The sequence below is a fragment of the Flavobacterium sp. NLM genome (assembly GCF_002210235.1).
In the GTDB taxonomy this organism is placed as follows: domain Bacteria; phylum Bacteroidota; class Bacteroidia; order Flavobacteriales; family Flavobacteriaceae; genus Flavobacterium; species Flavobacterium panici.
Map to the genome: position 1 here is coordinate 22,808 of NZ_LIAC01000018.1, position 17,629 is coordinate 40,436.

The following is a 17,629-nucleotide window of genomic DNA, read 5'->3' on the forward strand; positions in this document are numbered from 1 at the left end:
ATTGCTATTTACTAAACCAAACATATCCCAAAATCTATGGTAGAAAACTATAGTTTTTTCAATCTATTGGTTTCAGGTATTACCTGTTCTGGTAATACTCTGAAATCAATTATGACAAACTGGTATGTTTTCAATTCAGATATTATTTTTTATAATAATCCCAAATTTATAGTTCTCGGCTTCTCTTTGCTGGGATTTTTGGGACTTTTGGTTTATCAATTTTTTCGCATAAAAGCAAAAATTGGAAATTTCATCGAAAAAAAGAAAGAAGCAGAAACCGCAGGAAGGGAATATCAGCTTTATATTTTATTTTTTGGAATTGCAGTTATTGTAATCGAAATCATAAATGAAATTTTTAAAATCAGGCCAAAAAGTTTATTGGTCGTAAACGTTTCAATTGGTTTTTCTGTTCTTGTAGCTTATGTAATAACCGATAAAGTAAAATGGCTGAGAGATAAAATTCAGTATATTTTTATTTTTTGCTTCTTTATTTACATTAGTTACGTTTGTTATAACATTGTTTTTTTGGCAGAAGATGTTGTTCCCATAATCGTTTTTTTAATTTCGTTTTTCTTCTCCTACAACATTTTAAAACCAATTAAAATTTACTGGTTTTTTGTTGCCCTCGTTTTTATATTTCTCTTTTCAACCGTTACATTTCAATTAATTCCTTTAAAATCTTCTATTTTATTAATTAATTTCTGCATCCTGATTTTTATTATTAATCAGGTAAAATATGCCGTTTTACAAAATAATCGGGACAATTTCAGGTTTGCAAACGAAATTGTACACAAAGGAAATTCATTGACAATTGCAACAGATCAAAAAGGTGAAATATTATTTTGCAGCGAAACCGTAACTTCTATTTTAGGTTATCAGCCCGAAGAAGTTATGGGGCTTAATTTCTGGAAGCTTACAAAAGGAGACGAATACAACAAAAATATTTCTATCATACATCATGAAGAAAATAAAATTTATACTCGAAAATTAAAGACTAAAAACGGAGAATACAGATATATACAATGGAAAGATAAAAAATTCTCTGAGGATTTAATTATAAGTATTGGTCAGGATGTTACCGAGCAGATTATTGTTCAGGATCAATACAAAAACTTAATTCAAACGGCGACAGATATTATTTTTGAAGTTGATGCCGACGGTTATTTTACTTTTATAAATGAATTTGCATATTCTCTTTTAGGTTATTCTGAAGACGAAATACTTCAAAAACATTATTCAAATTTCATTCATGAAAAGTACTCGATGAGTGCGGTTGATTTTTATGAGAATTTTGAAAGTAACGGAAATAAATTCCCCATAATTGAACTTCCTATTTTAAAGAAAAACGGACAGGAATTATGGATTTCGCAAAAGATCATCATTCGTAAAAATGATTTAGACCAAACTATTGGTTTTGCAGGAATTGCAAGGGATATTACCGAAATTAAAAATGCCGAAAACGAAAAAAAGAGACGTCTCGAAAAAATCGAAGCCTATAATAATTCAACTAAAAAACTATCCACAACCGATTTTAGTACTTACAATAACTTAAATACGGTTATCGATTATATTATAAAAGAAGCCTCGACTGTAAGTCAGGCTAATCGCGTAAGTTTTTGGAAATACTCCAGAGATTTAATTAGCTGCAAAAATCTATATAGTGTTGACAATCAAAATTTAAACGATAAAAACATTCTAAACAAAGAATCCTATCCTATATATTTTGAGACTTTAAAAAATAAAGCAATTATAAATGCTCCGGACGTTTTTAATAAATTAGAAACATCTGAATTTGAAAAACTTTATTTCACTAAAAACAAAATTAAATCAATGCTGGATGTTCCCATTTTTTTAAGCGGACAATTGGCCGGTGTTGTTTGTTTTGAAAGTACAGAGGAACAAAGAGATTGGGATAATGAAGATATCAATTATGCCAGAACTATTTCTGACGTTGTTTCGCTCGCTATTTCGATGCAGATGCGTTTGGAAACAGAACGAAGATTAGAATTTAAAAGTCAGCTTTTATCAGCACTTTCCCTTTGTACAGAGAAATTTTTGATGAGCAAATCTACAGAGCAAATGTTTCAGGAAACATATGATTTGATTGGAAAAGCTTCAAAAGCAGATCATATGTTTTATTATGAAAGAGATTTTACGACCAATACTGTTGTTCAAAAATACAAATGGTCGCGAAAAGGAATTCCGCATCAAATCACACCTTTGCGGCATATGACCGAGGATAATTTGAAAGAAATCTTTGAAGCCGCAAAAAATAAACGAATCGTAAATACGTATACCAGAAAGCTTGAAGACAGGTTTTTTAAACAACTACTCATCAATAATGAAATAAAATCAATTCTAATCCTGCCGTTGTACATCAACGATATTTTTACCGGATTTATTGGCTTTGATGATTGTACCAAAGAACGAAAATGGTCTGAAGAGGAAATTTATATCTTTCAGGTTTTGGCCAATAACATTTCATCTGCATTAGAAAGAAACCGAAACGAAAGTAAGATTATTGAAAGTGAAGAAAAATTCAAATTAATCGCCAACAATATTCCCGGAACCGTTTATTTATCGAAGTTTGATGCATTTTCAACTAAAATTTTCCTAAACGACGAAATTCAAAATTTAACCGGATATTCTAAAGCAGAATTTATCGAAAATAATCTTTCGTTTTTATCCCTTATTCATCATGAAGACCGCGATGAAGTTATTAATAATCAAATTGATAATCTTCAAAATGGAATTCCGTTGCACAATGTTTACCGAATTAAAAGAAAAACAGGAGAATATATTTGGGTGGAAGAATTTGGTGACGTTATTAAAAAAGGTGATGAAATTGAATTTGTGGGTGGAATTTACTTTGACATCACCAATAAAAAAGAAACCGAAGACGCGATTAAAGCCAAACAATTGGCAGAAGCCGCCAATAAATCAAAATCTGATTTTCTGGCGAATATGTCGCATGAAATCAGAACACCTTTAAACGGAATTATTGGTTTTACCCATTTATTGATGAAAACTGAATTAGAGGAAATTCAGGAAAAATACATGACCACCATTAATCAGTCCGCGCACTCGCTGTTGGAGATTATCAATGATATTCTTGATTTTTCTAAAATTGAAGCCGGAAAACTGGAGCTTTTTATTGATTTATATGATATTAAAAAAGTATTGGGTCAGGTTTTCGATTTAATTGTTTTTGAATCCAATCAAAAAAACCTGCAATTGGAACTCAATGTAGATCAGGATGTTCCTAAATATATCTGGACAGATATTGTGCGAATCAAACAAATTCTGATTAATCTGCTTTCTAACGCGGTAAAATTTACCAATGAAGGTTCTATCAAACTGAATGTTTCTGTTTTATCAAAATCAAAAAATAACTTTTCGACCATCCGATTTTCTGTAATTGATACGGGAATTGGGATTATGGAGAAAAATCAGAAGAAAATTTTTAAGGCCTTTTCCCAGGCAGATAGTTCAACAACAAGAAAATTTGGCGGAACCGGTTTAGGTTTAACAATCTCAAATCAGCTTTTAGCTTTAATGGAAAGCCGATTACAGCTGGAAAGTAAAATTGGTGAAGGAAGTAATTTCTTTTTCGATTTAAATTTAAAAACCAGCAATCAAAGCATAAACGAAAAATACAATACAGAATTAAAAAACTTACAGGCTCTTCCTGATGAAAATTATAATGAAGCAAACAGCAAAAACATACGTTTTTTAATTGTGGAGGATAATAAAGTAAATATGCTACTGTTAAAAACGATTGTAAAAAACCTGTATCACAATGCTTTTATTTTTGAATGCGAAAATGGTTATGAAGCTGTAAAACAATTTGAAAGTATTAATCCAACGCTTGTTTTCATGGATATTCAAATGCCAATTATGAACGGCTACGAAACAACAAAAGCCATTAGAAATACTTCTGCAGGCAAAGATATTCCGATTATTGCCGTAACTGCGGGCGCAGAAAAAGAAGAGCGCAACAAATGTATTTCTGCCGGAATGGATGATTATATTTCAAAACCAATTATGAAAGGCACTGTCGAGGAAACTTTGGTAAAATGGCTAAAATAATTAAAACTAAATCATGACAAATCACAAGTTATTCCCAAAAATTATATAAATTCGTACAAGAAAAAACATAAAAAGCTTAAATACAATTTACTATGAAATGGAGAGGTTCAAGAGAAAGCGATAATGTAGAAGACCGAAGATCAGTCTCTGGCGGAAAAATCGCTGTTGGAGGTGGTGTTATTGGTATCATTATTTTGCTGTTGAATGTTTTTGGTGGCGAAACCGGTCAGCAAATAACGCCAATTTTAGAACAAATGCAGGGCGGACAAACGCAAACTGAAGCTGCAGCTCCATTAAGTAAAGAAGATGAAGAAATGGGGCATTTTGTAAAATCGGTTTTAGCAAAAACAGAAGATACTTGGGGAAAAATATTTGCCGAACACGGAATGACGTATAAAAACCCAAAATTGGTGCTTTTTAGAGGTTCTGTTCAAACTGCTTGCGGTGGAGCATCTTCTGCATCGGGTCCGTTTTATTGTCCCGCAGATCAAAAGGTTTATATGGATTTAGGATTCTTTGAAGAACTAAAAACAAAATTCGGTGCCAAAGGCGGAGATTTTGCCATTGCGTATGTTATTGCCCATGAAATTGGACATCATATTCAGACTTTATTAGGAACCTCTGCAAAAATGCATCAAGAGCAGGAAGGCAAAAGTCAGGCCGAAGCCAATAAACTTTCTGTAGCCTTGGAATTACAAGCCGATTTTTATGCCGGGGTATGGGCACACGACAATCAGCAATATTTAGATGAAGGCGATATCGAAGAAGCTTTAAGTGCTGCAAATGCCGTAGGAGACGACGCAATACAAAGCAAAATGCAAGGACAAATTGTTCCGGATTCCTTTACTCACGGAACATCAGAACAAAGAATGTACTGGTTTAAAAAAGGTTTTAAAACTGGAGATATTAAACAAGGAACTACCTTTGAGGAAATTTAAAACACAATAAGCCAAATATAATAACCAACAGAACAGCCCGACTAGTCGGGCTGTTCTACTTTTATTTTAAAATAAAAAAAAGCTTTCGATTAAACGAAAGCTTTTCTTAATTTATGCATTTTTTACTTTAAACTCTCATACAAGTTTTTTACTTTAGGAAATCCTCTTAGATCAATAACATTAGTGCTTTGTCTTCTTCCTTCGGTTTGGTAACCTCCTTCAACAGTTTTCATTTCCTTTTTAGAAAGAGTCTTTACTGAACTCAAATCCATTTTCTTGATTGTCTTTTTCATTGGTTATTTTTTTTATGTTAATAAATTAATAATCTTACAAGAACATCTTATGATTTAATCGGGCAGATTATTACATCAAACATAAGAATTAATTTTCAATGAAAAAAATAATTGTAAGTATTTTACTAATTAAAATAAAAATATCATTATCTAATTTTAACTAAATTTCAAAATCAATATAAATTTAGAATTTGGAATTTCTAAATTGTAATTTGTTTTCGACAGAAACAAAAAAAGCCTTGAATTTCTTCAAGGCTTTAAATTTCTGGGTGGCTGACCGGGTTCGAACCGGCGACCCGCGGCACCACAAACCGCTACTCTAACCAGCTGAGCTACAACCACCATTTTTGCTTAGCGAGTGCAAATATATAACAAAGGTTTACTTCTACAAAGAAAAAAATGAAAAATTTACATCAAATTTCCTAAGCTATTGACTGCCAAACACCTTTCAACCGTAAAACCTTCTGCAAAATCTTTCCCAACGAGCCTTCCTAAGTCCTGCGCGCGATAATTTAAGCTTTCAAAGAAGTTTTTACTCGTAATAGGTGTTGCAGGTTCTTTTGAATTTGGATCGTAAAATTGTGTTTTATAAGCAGAAATTGCTTCAACCTTTTTGGCTTCAAAACCTGTAATATCCACTACAAAGTCTGGAGTAATGTTTTTCCATTGAATATAATGGTACACCACTTTGGGTCTCCAGGCATCCTGTTTCTCTCCATCAATCGAAGTTTCGATTTTTATCAATCCCGATAAAAAGCACGCATCAGAAACTAATTTACTTCCTTTTCCGTGATCAATATGACGATCATCAACTGCGTTGCATAATACTATTTCAGGTTTGTATTTTCGGATCATTTTAATGACTTCTAATTGATGTTTTTCATCGTTTACGAAAAATCCGTCGCGTAAGCCTAGATTCTCACGAACCAAAACACCCAAAATCTTTGCTGCGGCTTTCGCCTCTTCATCTCTGGTTTCAGCAGTTCCGCGTGTACCTAATTCGCCGCGCGTTAAATCTACAATACCTACTTTTTTCCCAAGGGAAACTTCTTTTAAAATTGTTCCGGCACAACCCAATTCTACATCATCCGGATGTGCGCCAAAGGCTAATATGTCTAGTTTCATTATTTTGTTTGTGTTTTTTGTTTCAGGTTTCATGTTTCAAGTTACGTTGAGAACGTGAAACCTGAAACTTTAAACTTGAAACTATTTTTTTAAAACTCTTTTCATCGTCATTGATTTATTGACGCTTTCCTCCCATTCTTTTTCGGGAATACTTTCTCTTGTAATGCCGCATCCCATGTATAAAATCGCTGTTTTATCCTGAATCTGCATGCTGCGCAAATTTACGAATAAATCAGAACTTGTTTTACTGCCCGCAAAACCGCTGTTTAATTCCCCCAGAAAACCCGTATAAAAAGTTCTGTCGTAATTTTCATTTTCTATAATAAAAGCTTTTGCTTTTTTCTTTGGTAATCCGCAAACTGCCGGAGTTGGATGAAGCGTATCAATAACTTCTTGCAAAGTTGAATTCTCGTTTAAAACACCCGAAATATCTGTTTTAATATGCCAGATCGATCCGGCTTTTAAACTATAAGGTTCTGTAACTACAACAGAATTAGCAACTTCTCGTAAACGTTTTACAATAAAATCGGTTACATATTGCTGTTCGTCTTTTTCTTTTTGTTCCCAGCGAATTTCCGTTTCTAAATTTGCTTTTTGCGTTCCTGCCAAAGCGGTTGTTTCAAAAACATTTCCGTTTGCTTTTAGCAGTTGTTCCGGTGTTGCGCCCATCCAAAGTCCAATTTTAGGATGAAAAAAACAATAACAAAAAGTCGTAGGATATATTTGAACCAAATGTTGGAAAGTCTGAACAAAATCAAATTCAGATAAATTTACTTTTTCGCTTCGGGATAAAACTACTTTTTTGAATTCTTCGTTTTTAATTGCCTCAATTCCTTTTGAAACTAAATCTTCATATTGAATTTTAGCTTCTGCATCAAAATTCAGATCATCAATTTCAGCTGTTTCAAATCCAGTAACTTCTTTGTCAGCACTAATAATTTCCGATTCATTTTCGGGAATTAAAACAAGCTGTTTTTCATCAAAAGAAGCAAAAACGAATCCTTTTTCACTGTAATCAGTAATTTTATATAAAGTGTCATTTTGCTGTAAAAGCCCAAAAACACTTGAAGTATTAGGTTTAGAATAAATTACAAAAGGTAAATTTTGATTGTAATGTTGTTTTGTTTTTGAGAAAAAATTATTCATATTCATTATTCTGTTTTCTTCTTCTCTAAAACAATATTTGTAAGCTTACAAAGCGAAATTAAATTCCCGGCTTCATCCGTGATTTTAATTTCCCAAAGATGAAGACTTCTGCCTTTGTGAATAATTCTGGCTGTACCAAAAACTACGCCTTCGCGAATGCTTTTTAAATGATTTGCAGAGATTTCGATTCCGCGGACTTCTTGTTCTTTTGGATTAATAAAAAAGTGTGAAGCGGCACTTCCAACGCTTTCTGCCAAAGCTACAGAAGCTCCACCGTGTAACAGTCCCATTGGCTGGTGAACACTTGGATTTACAGGCATTTTTGCAGTTAAGAAATCTTCCCCAGCGTCGATATATTCTATTTTTAGCGTTTCCATCAAAGTGTTTTTAGAAAACTCATTGCAGTACGCTAAAATTTGTTCTTTTGTATAATTCATTAAAATGGACTTTAAAATCGTAAAATTAAAGAAAAGATGAGATACAAATTCGAAAATCATATTCTAAAATTAAAATTCAACTTCAAACATGTAAGTTTTTTGCTATTTTTACAAAAACAATCAAACATCAATCTTTGGCTGGAAGTTTTTTTTGCCACAGATTACTCAGATTAAAAGAATTTAAAAATATACAGCCACGACTCGACCGAAGGGACAGACGAAGTAATTTCACGAATTTCCACGAATTTTAATTTGTGAAAATTCGTGAAATTCGTGGCGAAAAAAAATCTTTTTAATCCTTTTAATCTGTGGCAAAAAACAAAACAAATATGCGTCAATACTTTGTACTTTTTATTTTCGGAATAATTCTAGCTTTTAGTTCTTGCCGAACTGATTTTGATACCGTTGCCAGTACCGGAGATTTAAAGTTTTCAAAAGACACCGTTTATTTGGATACTGTTTTTAAAAACATTGGTTCAAGCACGTATCAGCTTAAGGTTTATAACCGAAGTAAAAACGATATTTCAATCCCGATTGTACAGCTAAAAAAAGGTTTAAATTCTAAATACCGAATGACGGTTGACGGAATGAGCGGCAACAATGGAAAGATTTTTAAAGATGTTACGCTTTTAGCAAAAGACAGTCTTTATATTTTTATAGAAACGACGGCAGATATTACAGATGCCAATCCTACTGATTTTTTATATACTGATGAAATTCAGTTTGACAGCGGTACAAATCTTCAGGAAGTGGCTTTGGTGACTTTAATTCAGGATGCTGTATTTTTATTTCCAAAACAAAATGCTGACGGAACTAAAGAAAAAATCCAGATTGAAGGCAAGGATGTCGACGGATTTTATCTGGACGAAAATGATCCTGAAAACGGAAATGAATTGATTTTCACTAAACAAAAGCCTTACGTTATTTATGGTTATGCCGGAGTTCCGGAAAATAAAACCGTAACTTTTGAAGCCGGAACAAGAGTTCATTTTCATGCTAATTCTGGTTTGTATGTTGGTGATAAAGCCACACTTCAAATTAATGGAACTGCATCAACAACTGAAAAACTGGAAAACGAAGTTATTTTTGAAGGCGATCGTTTAGAATCTCTTTATTCTGATATTCCCGGACAATGGAAATCTGTTCTTTTTGCAAACGGAAGCACAAATCATTCGATCAATCATTTGACTTTAAAAAATGCAGTTGTTGGTTTAGATTTTAAAAATCCGTTAAATACAATTGAAATTAAAAATACGCAAATTTACAATTGTGTTGAATATGGAATTTTAGCCCAAAATGCTCACATCAACGGTGAAAATATCGTAACCAATTATGCCGGAATTGCAGGTTTATCCTGTGTTTACGGCGGAAATTACATCTTTACACATTGTACTTTTAATAATAACTGGCAAAACAGTTCGCATTTTGCCGTGAACTTAAGTAATAGTTTAGCCGGAGCCTCACCGGAAACAAATCCGTTAACACAGGCAACTTTCAATAATTGTATTATTTATGGTTCCAGTACCAATGAATTTAATTTACAAAAAAATGCAAGTGCTGCTTTTGTTTATCAGTTAAATAATTGCCTGTTGAAATTTGGTACAACATCAAATCCTGATTATCAGTTTAAAACTGATACGGAACATTACACCAATATTATTGTAAACGAAAATCCGAAGTTTTATAATGTCTCTAGAAATCAGCTGAATATTGATAAAACTTCTGCCGCTTTCGCGAAAGGAAATCCGGCGTATATAATTCCATTGGATATTTTAGGAGCTACAAGAACTTCTCCGCCAGATTTGGGTGCTTATCAAAGTAAAGATTTTCCGAAATAGATTTTTTTGCCGCTAAGGCGCTAAGACACAAAGTTTTTTTTACCATATAAGTGGTATAAGAAATTTAAGTTTTGGGTGAATTTTGTTCGTAAAAATTGCGAAGTCATAAATTTAAAAATACAATAGTATTCAATGAAAAGAAGTCTTTTAACCTTTATTTTTCTCTTAAGCTGTATTTGTACATTTGCCCAGAATACACAAACGATTAAGTGTGATTCTATTTATAAAAATAAGGGAATTACAATAAAACTAAAGAATTTTGAAACTGAAAAAGAAGGTTATGATGGTGAAAAGAATTCAATTTTAATTATCAGTCAAAAACTAAATGGTAAAAATTCAGTTTTAGTAAAAGACTCAATTTTTAGCGGTACTCAACAAGTTGAATTTAGAGACTTCAATAACGATAAAATAAAAGATATCTTAATTCAAAATATTTCTGATGTAAGAAGCAATTGGACATATAATTTATATTTATATAACTCTAAAACAAATAATTTCAAACGTGTAACTGGTTTTGAAGAAATCAAAAATCCCAGCTACAATTCAACTTATAATATTATTGAAAGCCATGTAATTTCTGGCACTAATTGGGCTGCATTTTATAAAATCAAAAACTATAAAGTTTTTGATTACCAAATTGAAATTACTGATGACGGCAGCAAAAAATCCGATAAAGAATACCGACAGGCTTTAAAAAAGATTTCAGAAAAAAAATAAAACTTCGTGCCTTAGTGTCTTCGTGTCAATAAAATCAACGCGTAAGAAAATATACCTCAAAATTAAACATCACTTAACGTTTCGTATTCATAAAAGTAATAGATTTGCTACAATACTTATTTAAAATTCTAAAATTCAGAACTTTAAAAAGTATTACAACCAAACTTAAAACCCCTATTTTTATGAAAAAAAACTACTTTTTACTGTTATTATTTCTTGCTACAATTGGCTTTGCCCAAATTCCTTCTGGTTATTACAACACCGCAACCGGAACAGGTTACACTTTAAAAACGCAATTGTATAATATTATTAAAGGTCATACTGATAATGGATATGCTGGTTTATATACCACGTATCAAACTTCTGACGTTGATAATTTTTACGAAAATGACGGAACAGTATTAGACATATATTCTGAAAATCCATCAGGAACAGATCCATACAATTACAGCACAGGAAGTACGCAACGCTGTGGAAATTATTCTGCTGAAGGCGATTGCTACAACAGAGAACATATTATTCCACAGTCGGTTTTTAATGAGCAGTCGCCAATGGTTGCCGATGCACATTTTATCACTCCAACAGATGGAAAAGTAAACGGAATGCGTTCTAATTATCCACACGGAACGGTAAGTTCTGCAACTTATACTTCTCAAAACGGAGGGAAATTAGGATCAAGTTCTGTATCTGGATATTCAGGAACTGTTTTTGAACCTATCAATGCTTTTAAAGGAGATATTGCCAGAATGTATTTTTATTTTGCAACCCGCTACGAAAATACCGTTGCCGGATATTCTTATGCAATGTTTGACGGTTCTAGCAATAAAGTTTTTACAACCGCTTTTTTAAATCTTCTTTTGGCATGGCACGCGCAGGATCCTGTAAGCGCAAGAGAAATTGCAAGAAACAATGCAATTTATGCTCGTCAAAATAATAGAAATCCATATATCGATCATCCGGAATATGTGAATCAAATTTGGGGTGGAACTCCTTCTGGCGATACTCAGGCGCCAACTACTCCAACAAGTTTGGCTTCGACTTCAAAAACAGCAACTTCAATTTCACTTTCGTGGACAGCTTCTACAGATAATGTTGCAGTAACTGGTTATGATGTTTATGCAAACAGCGCTTACAAAAGCACTGTTTCGGGTACAACCGCAACTATTACAGGTTTAACAGCTTCTACAGCTTATTCTATTTATGTAAAAGCAAAAGACGCTGCCGGAAATGCTTCTGCATCAAGTAATACTATTTCGGTTACTACCAACAGCAGCGGAACAGGAACTGCAACCGATTTGCTTTTCTCTGAATATATTGAAGGTTCTGGAAATAACAAAGCTTTAGAAATTGCAAACAACACAGGAAGTTCTGTTAGTTTGTCTGCTTACACAATAAAAAAACAAACCAATGGCGCTGGTTCATGGAGTACAGGTTTAGCTTTAAGCGGAACTTTAACAACAGGAAGTAAATTTGTAATTGTAAACAGTTCAATTTCTTCAAGCTGTTTTTCTCCAAGTTCAGCTAACATTTCAACAACGGCAACTGAATTAACTTTTAACGGAAATGACGCTGTAGGTTTATTTAAAAATGGAGTTTTAATTGATATCATCGGAACTTTTAACGGCGGAACTGCAAATTTTGCTGTTGACGTTACTTTAAGAAGAAAATCAACGGTAACTTCTCCAAGCACTACATTCAATTTAAGCTCTCAATGGGATTCATTTTCACAAGATACCTGTAACAATTTAGCAAGCAAAATAGCGAAACCAATTGAAGAAGAAGTTGTAGAACTTTCAGATGAAGTTATTGTTTTCCCAAATCCTTCTGACGGAATTTTTAATATTGTTTTAGATAATTCTGATTCTCCATATTCGATAGAAATCCTTTCGTTTTCAGGACAAAAAGTTTTCGAAAAACAAAACGCAACAGATTCTGTAATCTCAGTAAGTCATCTTTCAAGCGGAATTTACATTGCTAAAATCACAAGAGATTCAAAAACTATAATTAAAAAGATAGTTATCAACTAAATATTTTTGTTCACACAGATTTGGCGGATAAAGCAGATTAAAAATTTAATAAATATTGACACAGATTTATTGATAACTCTACCCAAAAAAATCTGCTCAATCTGCTGAATCTGCGTGAAACAAAAAAAACTTTGCATACGAGAAGATGCACTGCTGTGCGCCTCTACACTGTAATAAAAAAACTTTTTTTTTACGCAGATTTGGCAGATATAACAGATTTAAAAAATCTAATAAATATTGACACAGATTTATTAATAACTCTACCCAAAAAAATCTGCTCAATCTGCTGAATCTGCGTGAAACAAAAAACTTTGCGTCTTAGCGACTTTGCGAAATTAAATACATTTTTTGCGAGAAAACCTTACACACAAGAAGATGCACTGCTATACGCCTCTACAAAACATTGACACCCATTTATTAATAACTCTACCAAAAAAAAATCTACACAATCTGCTGAATCTGCGTGAAACAAAAAACTTTGCGTCTTAGCGACTTTGCGAGATTAAATACATTTTTTGCGAGAAAACCTCACACACAAGAAGACGCACTGCTGTGCGCCTCTACAAAACATTGACACCGATTTATTAATAACTCTACCAAAAAAAAATCTGCTCAATCTGCTGAATCTGTGTGAAACAAAAAAAACTTTGCGTCTTAGCGCCTTTGCGAGATTAAAACACTCATTTTTGCGAGAAAATCCTACATACCAAAAGACGCACTGCTGTGCGCCTCTACACATGGTAAAAAAATACCCATCTTTTTTAAAAGAGTTTGTTATCAAATTTGTGCTTACTATTTATTTACACTAAATTTGCAGCTCAATACAACAAACTACACATCACAATGATCCATTTCTTTGAAAACCAAAGCAAAACTGTTTTTGCCGTACAAATGCAAAACGAAATTTCAGCTCAAGACATTTCAAAATTAAACTGGCTTTTTGCCGACTCGAATAAGATCGAAAAATCCGCACTGACGGGTTTTTTTGTTGGTCCCCGCGCCACTATGATCACACCTTGGAGTACAAATGCTGTAGAAATCACTCAAAATATGGGTGTTCCGGGCATTATCAGAATTGAAGAATTTCATCCGGCAACGGAAAATTTTACTGATTTTGATCCGATGCTTTTCCAAAAATTCAATGAATTAGATCAGGAGATTTTCACTATCAACATTCAGCCGGAACCAATTCTGGAAATTGATGATATTGCGACTTACAATAAAGTAGAAGGTTTAGCTTTAAGCGAAGAAGAAGTAGAATATTTAAATAATCTTTCGACTAAACTAGGAAGAAAGTTAACTGACTCTGAGATTTTTGCTTTCTCACAAGCCAATTCAGAACACTGCCGTCACAAAATTTTCAACGGAACTTTTGTTATTGACGGTGAAGAAAAAGAAACTTCTCTTTTCAAATTAATCAAAAAAACATCTCAGGAAAATCCTAACGATATTGTTTCTGCTTACAAAGACAACGTTGCTTTTGTAAAAGGACCAAAAGTGCAGCAATTTGCACCAAAATCAGCAGACAAACCTGATTTTTACGAAATAAAAGAATTTGATTCTGTAATCTCTTTAAAAGCAGAAACACATAATTTTCCAACAACAGTGGAACCTTTCAACGGAGCTGCAACAGGTTCTGGAGGAGAAATTCGTGACCGTTTAGCCGGAGGTCAAGGTTCTTTGCCATTAGCAGGAACTGCGGTTTACATGACTTCATATTCTCGTTTAAACGATGAAAGAAAATGGGAAAACGCTCTTGAAGAAAGAAAATGGTTGTACCAAACTCCAATGGACATCTTAATTAAAGCTTCAAATGGAGCTTCAGATTTTGGAAATAAATTTGGACAGCCGTTAATTACAGGTTCAGTTTTAACTTTCGAACATTCAGAAAACGACCGTAAAATTGGTTACGATAAAGTAATCATGCAAGCGGGTGGAATTGGATACGGAAAATTAGATCAATCAATCAAAAAGAAACCACAAGAAGGCGATAAAATCGTAATTCTTGGTGGAGAAAATTATAGAATCGGAATGGGTGGTGCTGCGGTTTCTTCTGCAGATACTGGGGCTTTCGGTTCAGGAATTGAATTAAATGCAATTCAACGTTCAAATCCTGAAATGCAAAAACGTGCTGCAAACGCGATTCGTGGTTTAGTAGAAAGCGACAATAACCCAATTGTTTCTATTCACGATCACGGAGCTGGAGGACACTTAAACTGTCTTTCTGAATTGGTGGAAGAAACGGGAGGTTTAATCGATTTAGATAAATTACCAGTTGGAGATCCAACGCTTTCTGCAAAAGAAATTATCGGTAACGAATCTCAGGAAAGAATGGGATTGGTTATTGGTCAAAAAGATATCGATACATTACAAAGAATTGCCGACAGAGAGCGTTCGCCAATGTATCAGGTTGGAGATGTAACGGGAGATCACCGTTTTACATTCGAATCAAAATCAAATGGTTCAAAACCGATGGATTATGCTTTAGAAGATTTCTTCGGAAGTTCTCCAAAAACGGTTATGACAGATAAAACTATCGATAGAAAATATGCTGCTGTTGCTTACAACGCAGGAGATTTCGAAAGTTATTTAAAAGACGTTTTACGTTTAGAAGCTGTTGCTTCAAAAGACTGGTTGACTAATAAAGTTGACCGTTGTGTAGGTGGAAAAGTTGCTAAACAACAAAATGCAGGTCCGTTACAATTGCCTTTAAATAATGTCGGCGTTATGGCTCTGGATTATTTAGGAAAAGAAGGAATTGCAACTTCTATTGGGCACGCTCCTATCGCGGCTTTGATTGATCCTGTTGCGGGAAGTAGAAATGCTATCGCAGAATCGTTATCAAACATTATCTGGGCGCCAATTAAAGATCAGTTGAAAGGTATTTCATTATCTGCAAACTGGATGTGGGCTTGTAAAAACGAAGGTGAAGACGCTCGTTTATATGCTGCTGTTGAAGGTTGTTCAGAATTTGCAATCGAATTGGGAATCAACATTCCAACAGGAAAAGATTCACTTTCGATGAAACAAAAATATCCAAACGACGAAGTAATTGCGCCTGGAACGGTTATTATTTCGGCTGGAGGAAACTGTACCGATATTAGAAAAGTAGTAGAACCCGTTTTACAGAAAAACGGAGATTCTATTTATTATATCAATTTGTCTCAGGATGATTTCAAACTTGGAGGTTCTTCTTTTGCACAAATTAGAAATACAATCGGAAACGAAACGTCTACAATTAAAGACGCTTCTTTCTTCAAAAATGCTTTTAACACAATTCAGGAATTAATCGGCGAAAGCCAAATTTTAGCAGGTCACGATATCGGAAGCGGTGGTTTAATCACTACTTTATTAGAATTGTGTTTTGCCGATGTGAACCTTGGAGCAAAAATTGATTTCAGCGCATTTGCAGAAAAAGACTTATTGAAAATCCTTTTCGCAGAAAACATCGGAATCGTTTTCCAAGCTAAATCTGATGCAGCGGTTGAAGCTAAATTGAAAGCTAATAATATCGAATTCTTCAAATTAGGTACAGTTCAAAGCACACCAAGTTTGGAATTTGGAATTTACAATTTGGATATTGCGAAGTACAGAGATATTTGGTTTGAAACTTCTTATTTATTAGATCAAAAACAATCTAAAAACGGAAGAGCTCAGGCACGTTTTGAAAACTATAAAAATCAGGTTTTAAATTATACTTTCCCTGCTCACTTTACAGGAAAAAAACCAGAAATCGACAACTCTAAACCAAGACCGAAAGCGGCTATCATTCGTGAAAAAGGAAGTAATTCTGAGCGTGAAATGGCAAATGCGATGTACTTGGCAGGATTTGACGTAAAAGACGTTCACATGACCGATTTAATTTCTGGTCGTGAAACGCTTGAAGACATTCAGTTTATTGGTGCTGTTGGTGGATTCTCTAACTCTGACGTTTTAGGTTCTGCTAAAGGTTGGGCTGGAGCTTTCTTATACAACGAAAAAGCAAAAACAGCTTTAGACAATTTCTTTAAAAGAGAAGATACTTTATCTGTGGGAATCTGTAACGGATGTCAATTATTTATGGAATTAGAAGTGATTAACCCAGAACATGAAGTTCACGGAAAAATGCTTCATAACGAAAGTAACAAACACGAAAGTATCTTTACATCAGTAAAAGTTCAGGAAAACAATTCGGTTATGTTATCGACTTTGGCTGGAAGTACTTTAGGAGTTTGGGTTTCTCACGGAGAAGGTAAATTTAAATTACCTCTTGCTGAAGAAAACTACAACATTGTTTCTAAATATGCTTACGAAGGTTATCCTGCAAACCCTAATGGTTCTGATTACAACACAGCAATGATGTGTGATAAAACAGGAAGACATTTGGTTATGATGCCTCACATTGAGCGTTCGACTTTTCAATGGAACTGGGCGCATTATCCAAAAGACAGAAATGACGAGGTTTCGCCTTGGCACGAAGCTTTTGTTAATGCCAGAAAATGGATTGAGAAAAACTAAAAAATATATTTTTATTAAAGCGCCCGAATGTATCGGGCGTTTTTTTTGCCACAGATTAAAAAGATTAGCACAGATTTTTTCTGCATAAAGAAATCATTTTAATCCTTTTAATCTGTGGCTATAAAAAAATAATTCTTGTAATTCGTGTCGATTTTTATATAATCTTAAAATGCTTTTTAGTCTTTAAATAAAATAAAAATACCCCGACGCTATCCCTAAATCGAGGCATTTTTTTTAGTCTTTAAATGCTGATGCAATTCCGGTTATGACATTGGCTGTCCCAAACGCAAATAGCCCTGAAGCGACTGCATTTTGGCCTGCAAAAAATTGATTTTCTGCAATTGCATTACTAAAGAATAAGCCGCCGGCTGCTCCCGCAACCAGTCCGATCCCAATTAATGCAATAGTCCACCAGGGTTCCGGATCCGGAGGCGGCGGAGGGCTTCTCCAAAAGCGTTTCCACCAGCCTGGATATTTGGTACCGCACCAGCCCATTGCTAAATAGAAGGCAGTTTCCATAAT

11 protein-coding genes and 1 tRNA gene are annotated in these 17,629 nt (G+C 33.9%); 6 read left to right on the forward strand and 6 right to left on the reverse strand.

What is annotated here, in order from left to right; genetic code table 11:
* Positions 1-36 precede the first annotated feature (36 nt).
* Together APR43_RS20610 and APR43_RS20615 are read left to right on the forward strand one after the other, a co-directional pair.
* Positions 37-4,089 carry a PAS domain S-box protein gene (locus APR43_RS20610; RefSeq protein ID WP_053471756.1) on the forward strand — a complete coding sequence of 1,351 codons (4,053 nt, stop codon included), beginning with the start codon at positions 37-39 and terminating at the stop codon, positions 4,087-4,089.
* 92 nt (positions 4,090-4,181) lie between these two features.
* On the forward strand, positions 4,182-5,027 hold the full coding sequence (locus APR43_RS20615) for a neutral zinc metallopeptidase (protein ID WP_053471757.1): 846 nt from the start codon (positions 4,182-4,184) through the stop codon (positions 5,025-5,027).
* Positions 5,028-5,149: 122 nt separating this feature from the next.
* Here APR43_RS20615 and APR43_RS20620 read toward each other — a convergent pair whose 3' ends face one another.
* From APR43_RS20620 to APR43_RS20640, 5 genes are all read right to left on the reverse strand, one after another.
* A complete protein-coding gene (locus APR43_RS20620) occupies positions 5,150-5,320 on the reverse strand; it encodes a bacteriocin (RefSeq protein ID WP_082356417.1) in 171 nt (56 codons plus the stop codon).
* Between the two features lie 268 nt (positions 5,321-5,588).
* Positions 5,589-5,662, reverse strand: a tRNA-His gene (locus tag APR43_RS20625).
* A gap of 66 nt (positions 5,663-5,728) precedes the next feature.
* Positions 5,729-6,445 carry a bacillithiol biosynthesis deacetylase BshB1 gene (gene bshB1 / locus APR43_RS20630; RefSeq protein WP_053471820.1) on the reverse strand — a complete coding sequence of 239 codons (717 nt, stop codon included), beginning with the start codon at positions 6,443-6,445 and terminating at the stop codon, positions 5,729-5,731.
* Positions 6,446-6,526: 81 nt separating this feature from the next.
* Entirely contained in the window at positions 6,527-7,591 is a 1,065-nt protein-coding gene (locus APR43_RS20635) for a chorismate-binding protein (RefSeq protein ID WP_053471821.1), read from the reverse strand.
* A 5-nt stretch (positions 7,592-7,596) separates the two neighbouring features.
* Positions 7,597-8,028 carry a PaaI family thioesterase gene (locus tag APR43_RS20640; RefSeq protein ID WP_053471822.1) on the reverse strand — a complete coding sequence of 144 codons (432 nt, stop codon included), beginning with the start codon at positions 8,026-8,028 and terminating at the stop codon, positions 7,597-7,599.
* Positions 8,029-8,357: 329 nt separating this feature from the next.
* Between APR43_RS20640 and APR43_RS20645 the strand changes: the two genes are divergently transcribed.
* From APR43_RS20645 to purL, 4 genes are all read left to right on the forward strand, one after another.
* The gene (locus APR43_RS20645; RefSeq protein ID WP_053471823.1) at positions 8,358-9,866 is read left to right on the forward strand and encodes a hypothetical protein; all 1,509 of its coding nucleotides are present in this window, start codon (positions 8,358-8,360) and stop codon (positions 9,864-9,866) included.
* Positions 9,867-9,998: 132 nt separating this feature from the next.
* On the forward strand, positions 9,999-10,583 hold the full coding sequence (locus APR43_RS20650; protein WP_053471758.1) for an XAC2610-related protein: 585 nt from the start codon (positions 9,999-10,001) through the stop codon (positions 10,581-10,583).
* Between the two features lie 182 nt (positions 10,584-10,765).
* A complete protein-coding gene (locus APR43_RS20655) occupies positions 10,766-12,610 on the forward strand; it encodes an endonuclease (protein ID WP_053471759.1) in 1,845 nt (614 codons plus the stop codon).
* Between the two features lie 843 nt (positions 12,611-13,453).
* Positions 13,454-17,107 (forward strand): phosphoribosylformylglycinamidine synthase, encoded by a 3,654-nt coding sequence (gene purL / locus APR43_RS20660; RefSeq protein ID WP_053471760.1) that lies wholly within the window; start codon positions 13,454-13,456, stop codon positions 17,105-17,107.
* A 234-nt stretch (positions 17,108-17,341) separates the two neighbouring features.
* Here the strand turns inward: purL and APR43_RS20665 are convergent, their stop codons facing one another.
* The gene (locus APR43_RS20665) at positions 17,342-17,626 is read right to left on the reverse strand and encodes a hypothetical protein (protein ID WP_053471761.1); all 285 of its coding nucleotides are present in this window, start codon (positions 17,624-17,626) and stop codon (positions 17,342-17,344) included.
* Between the last annotated feature and the right edge of the window lie 3 nt (positions 17,627-17,629).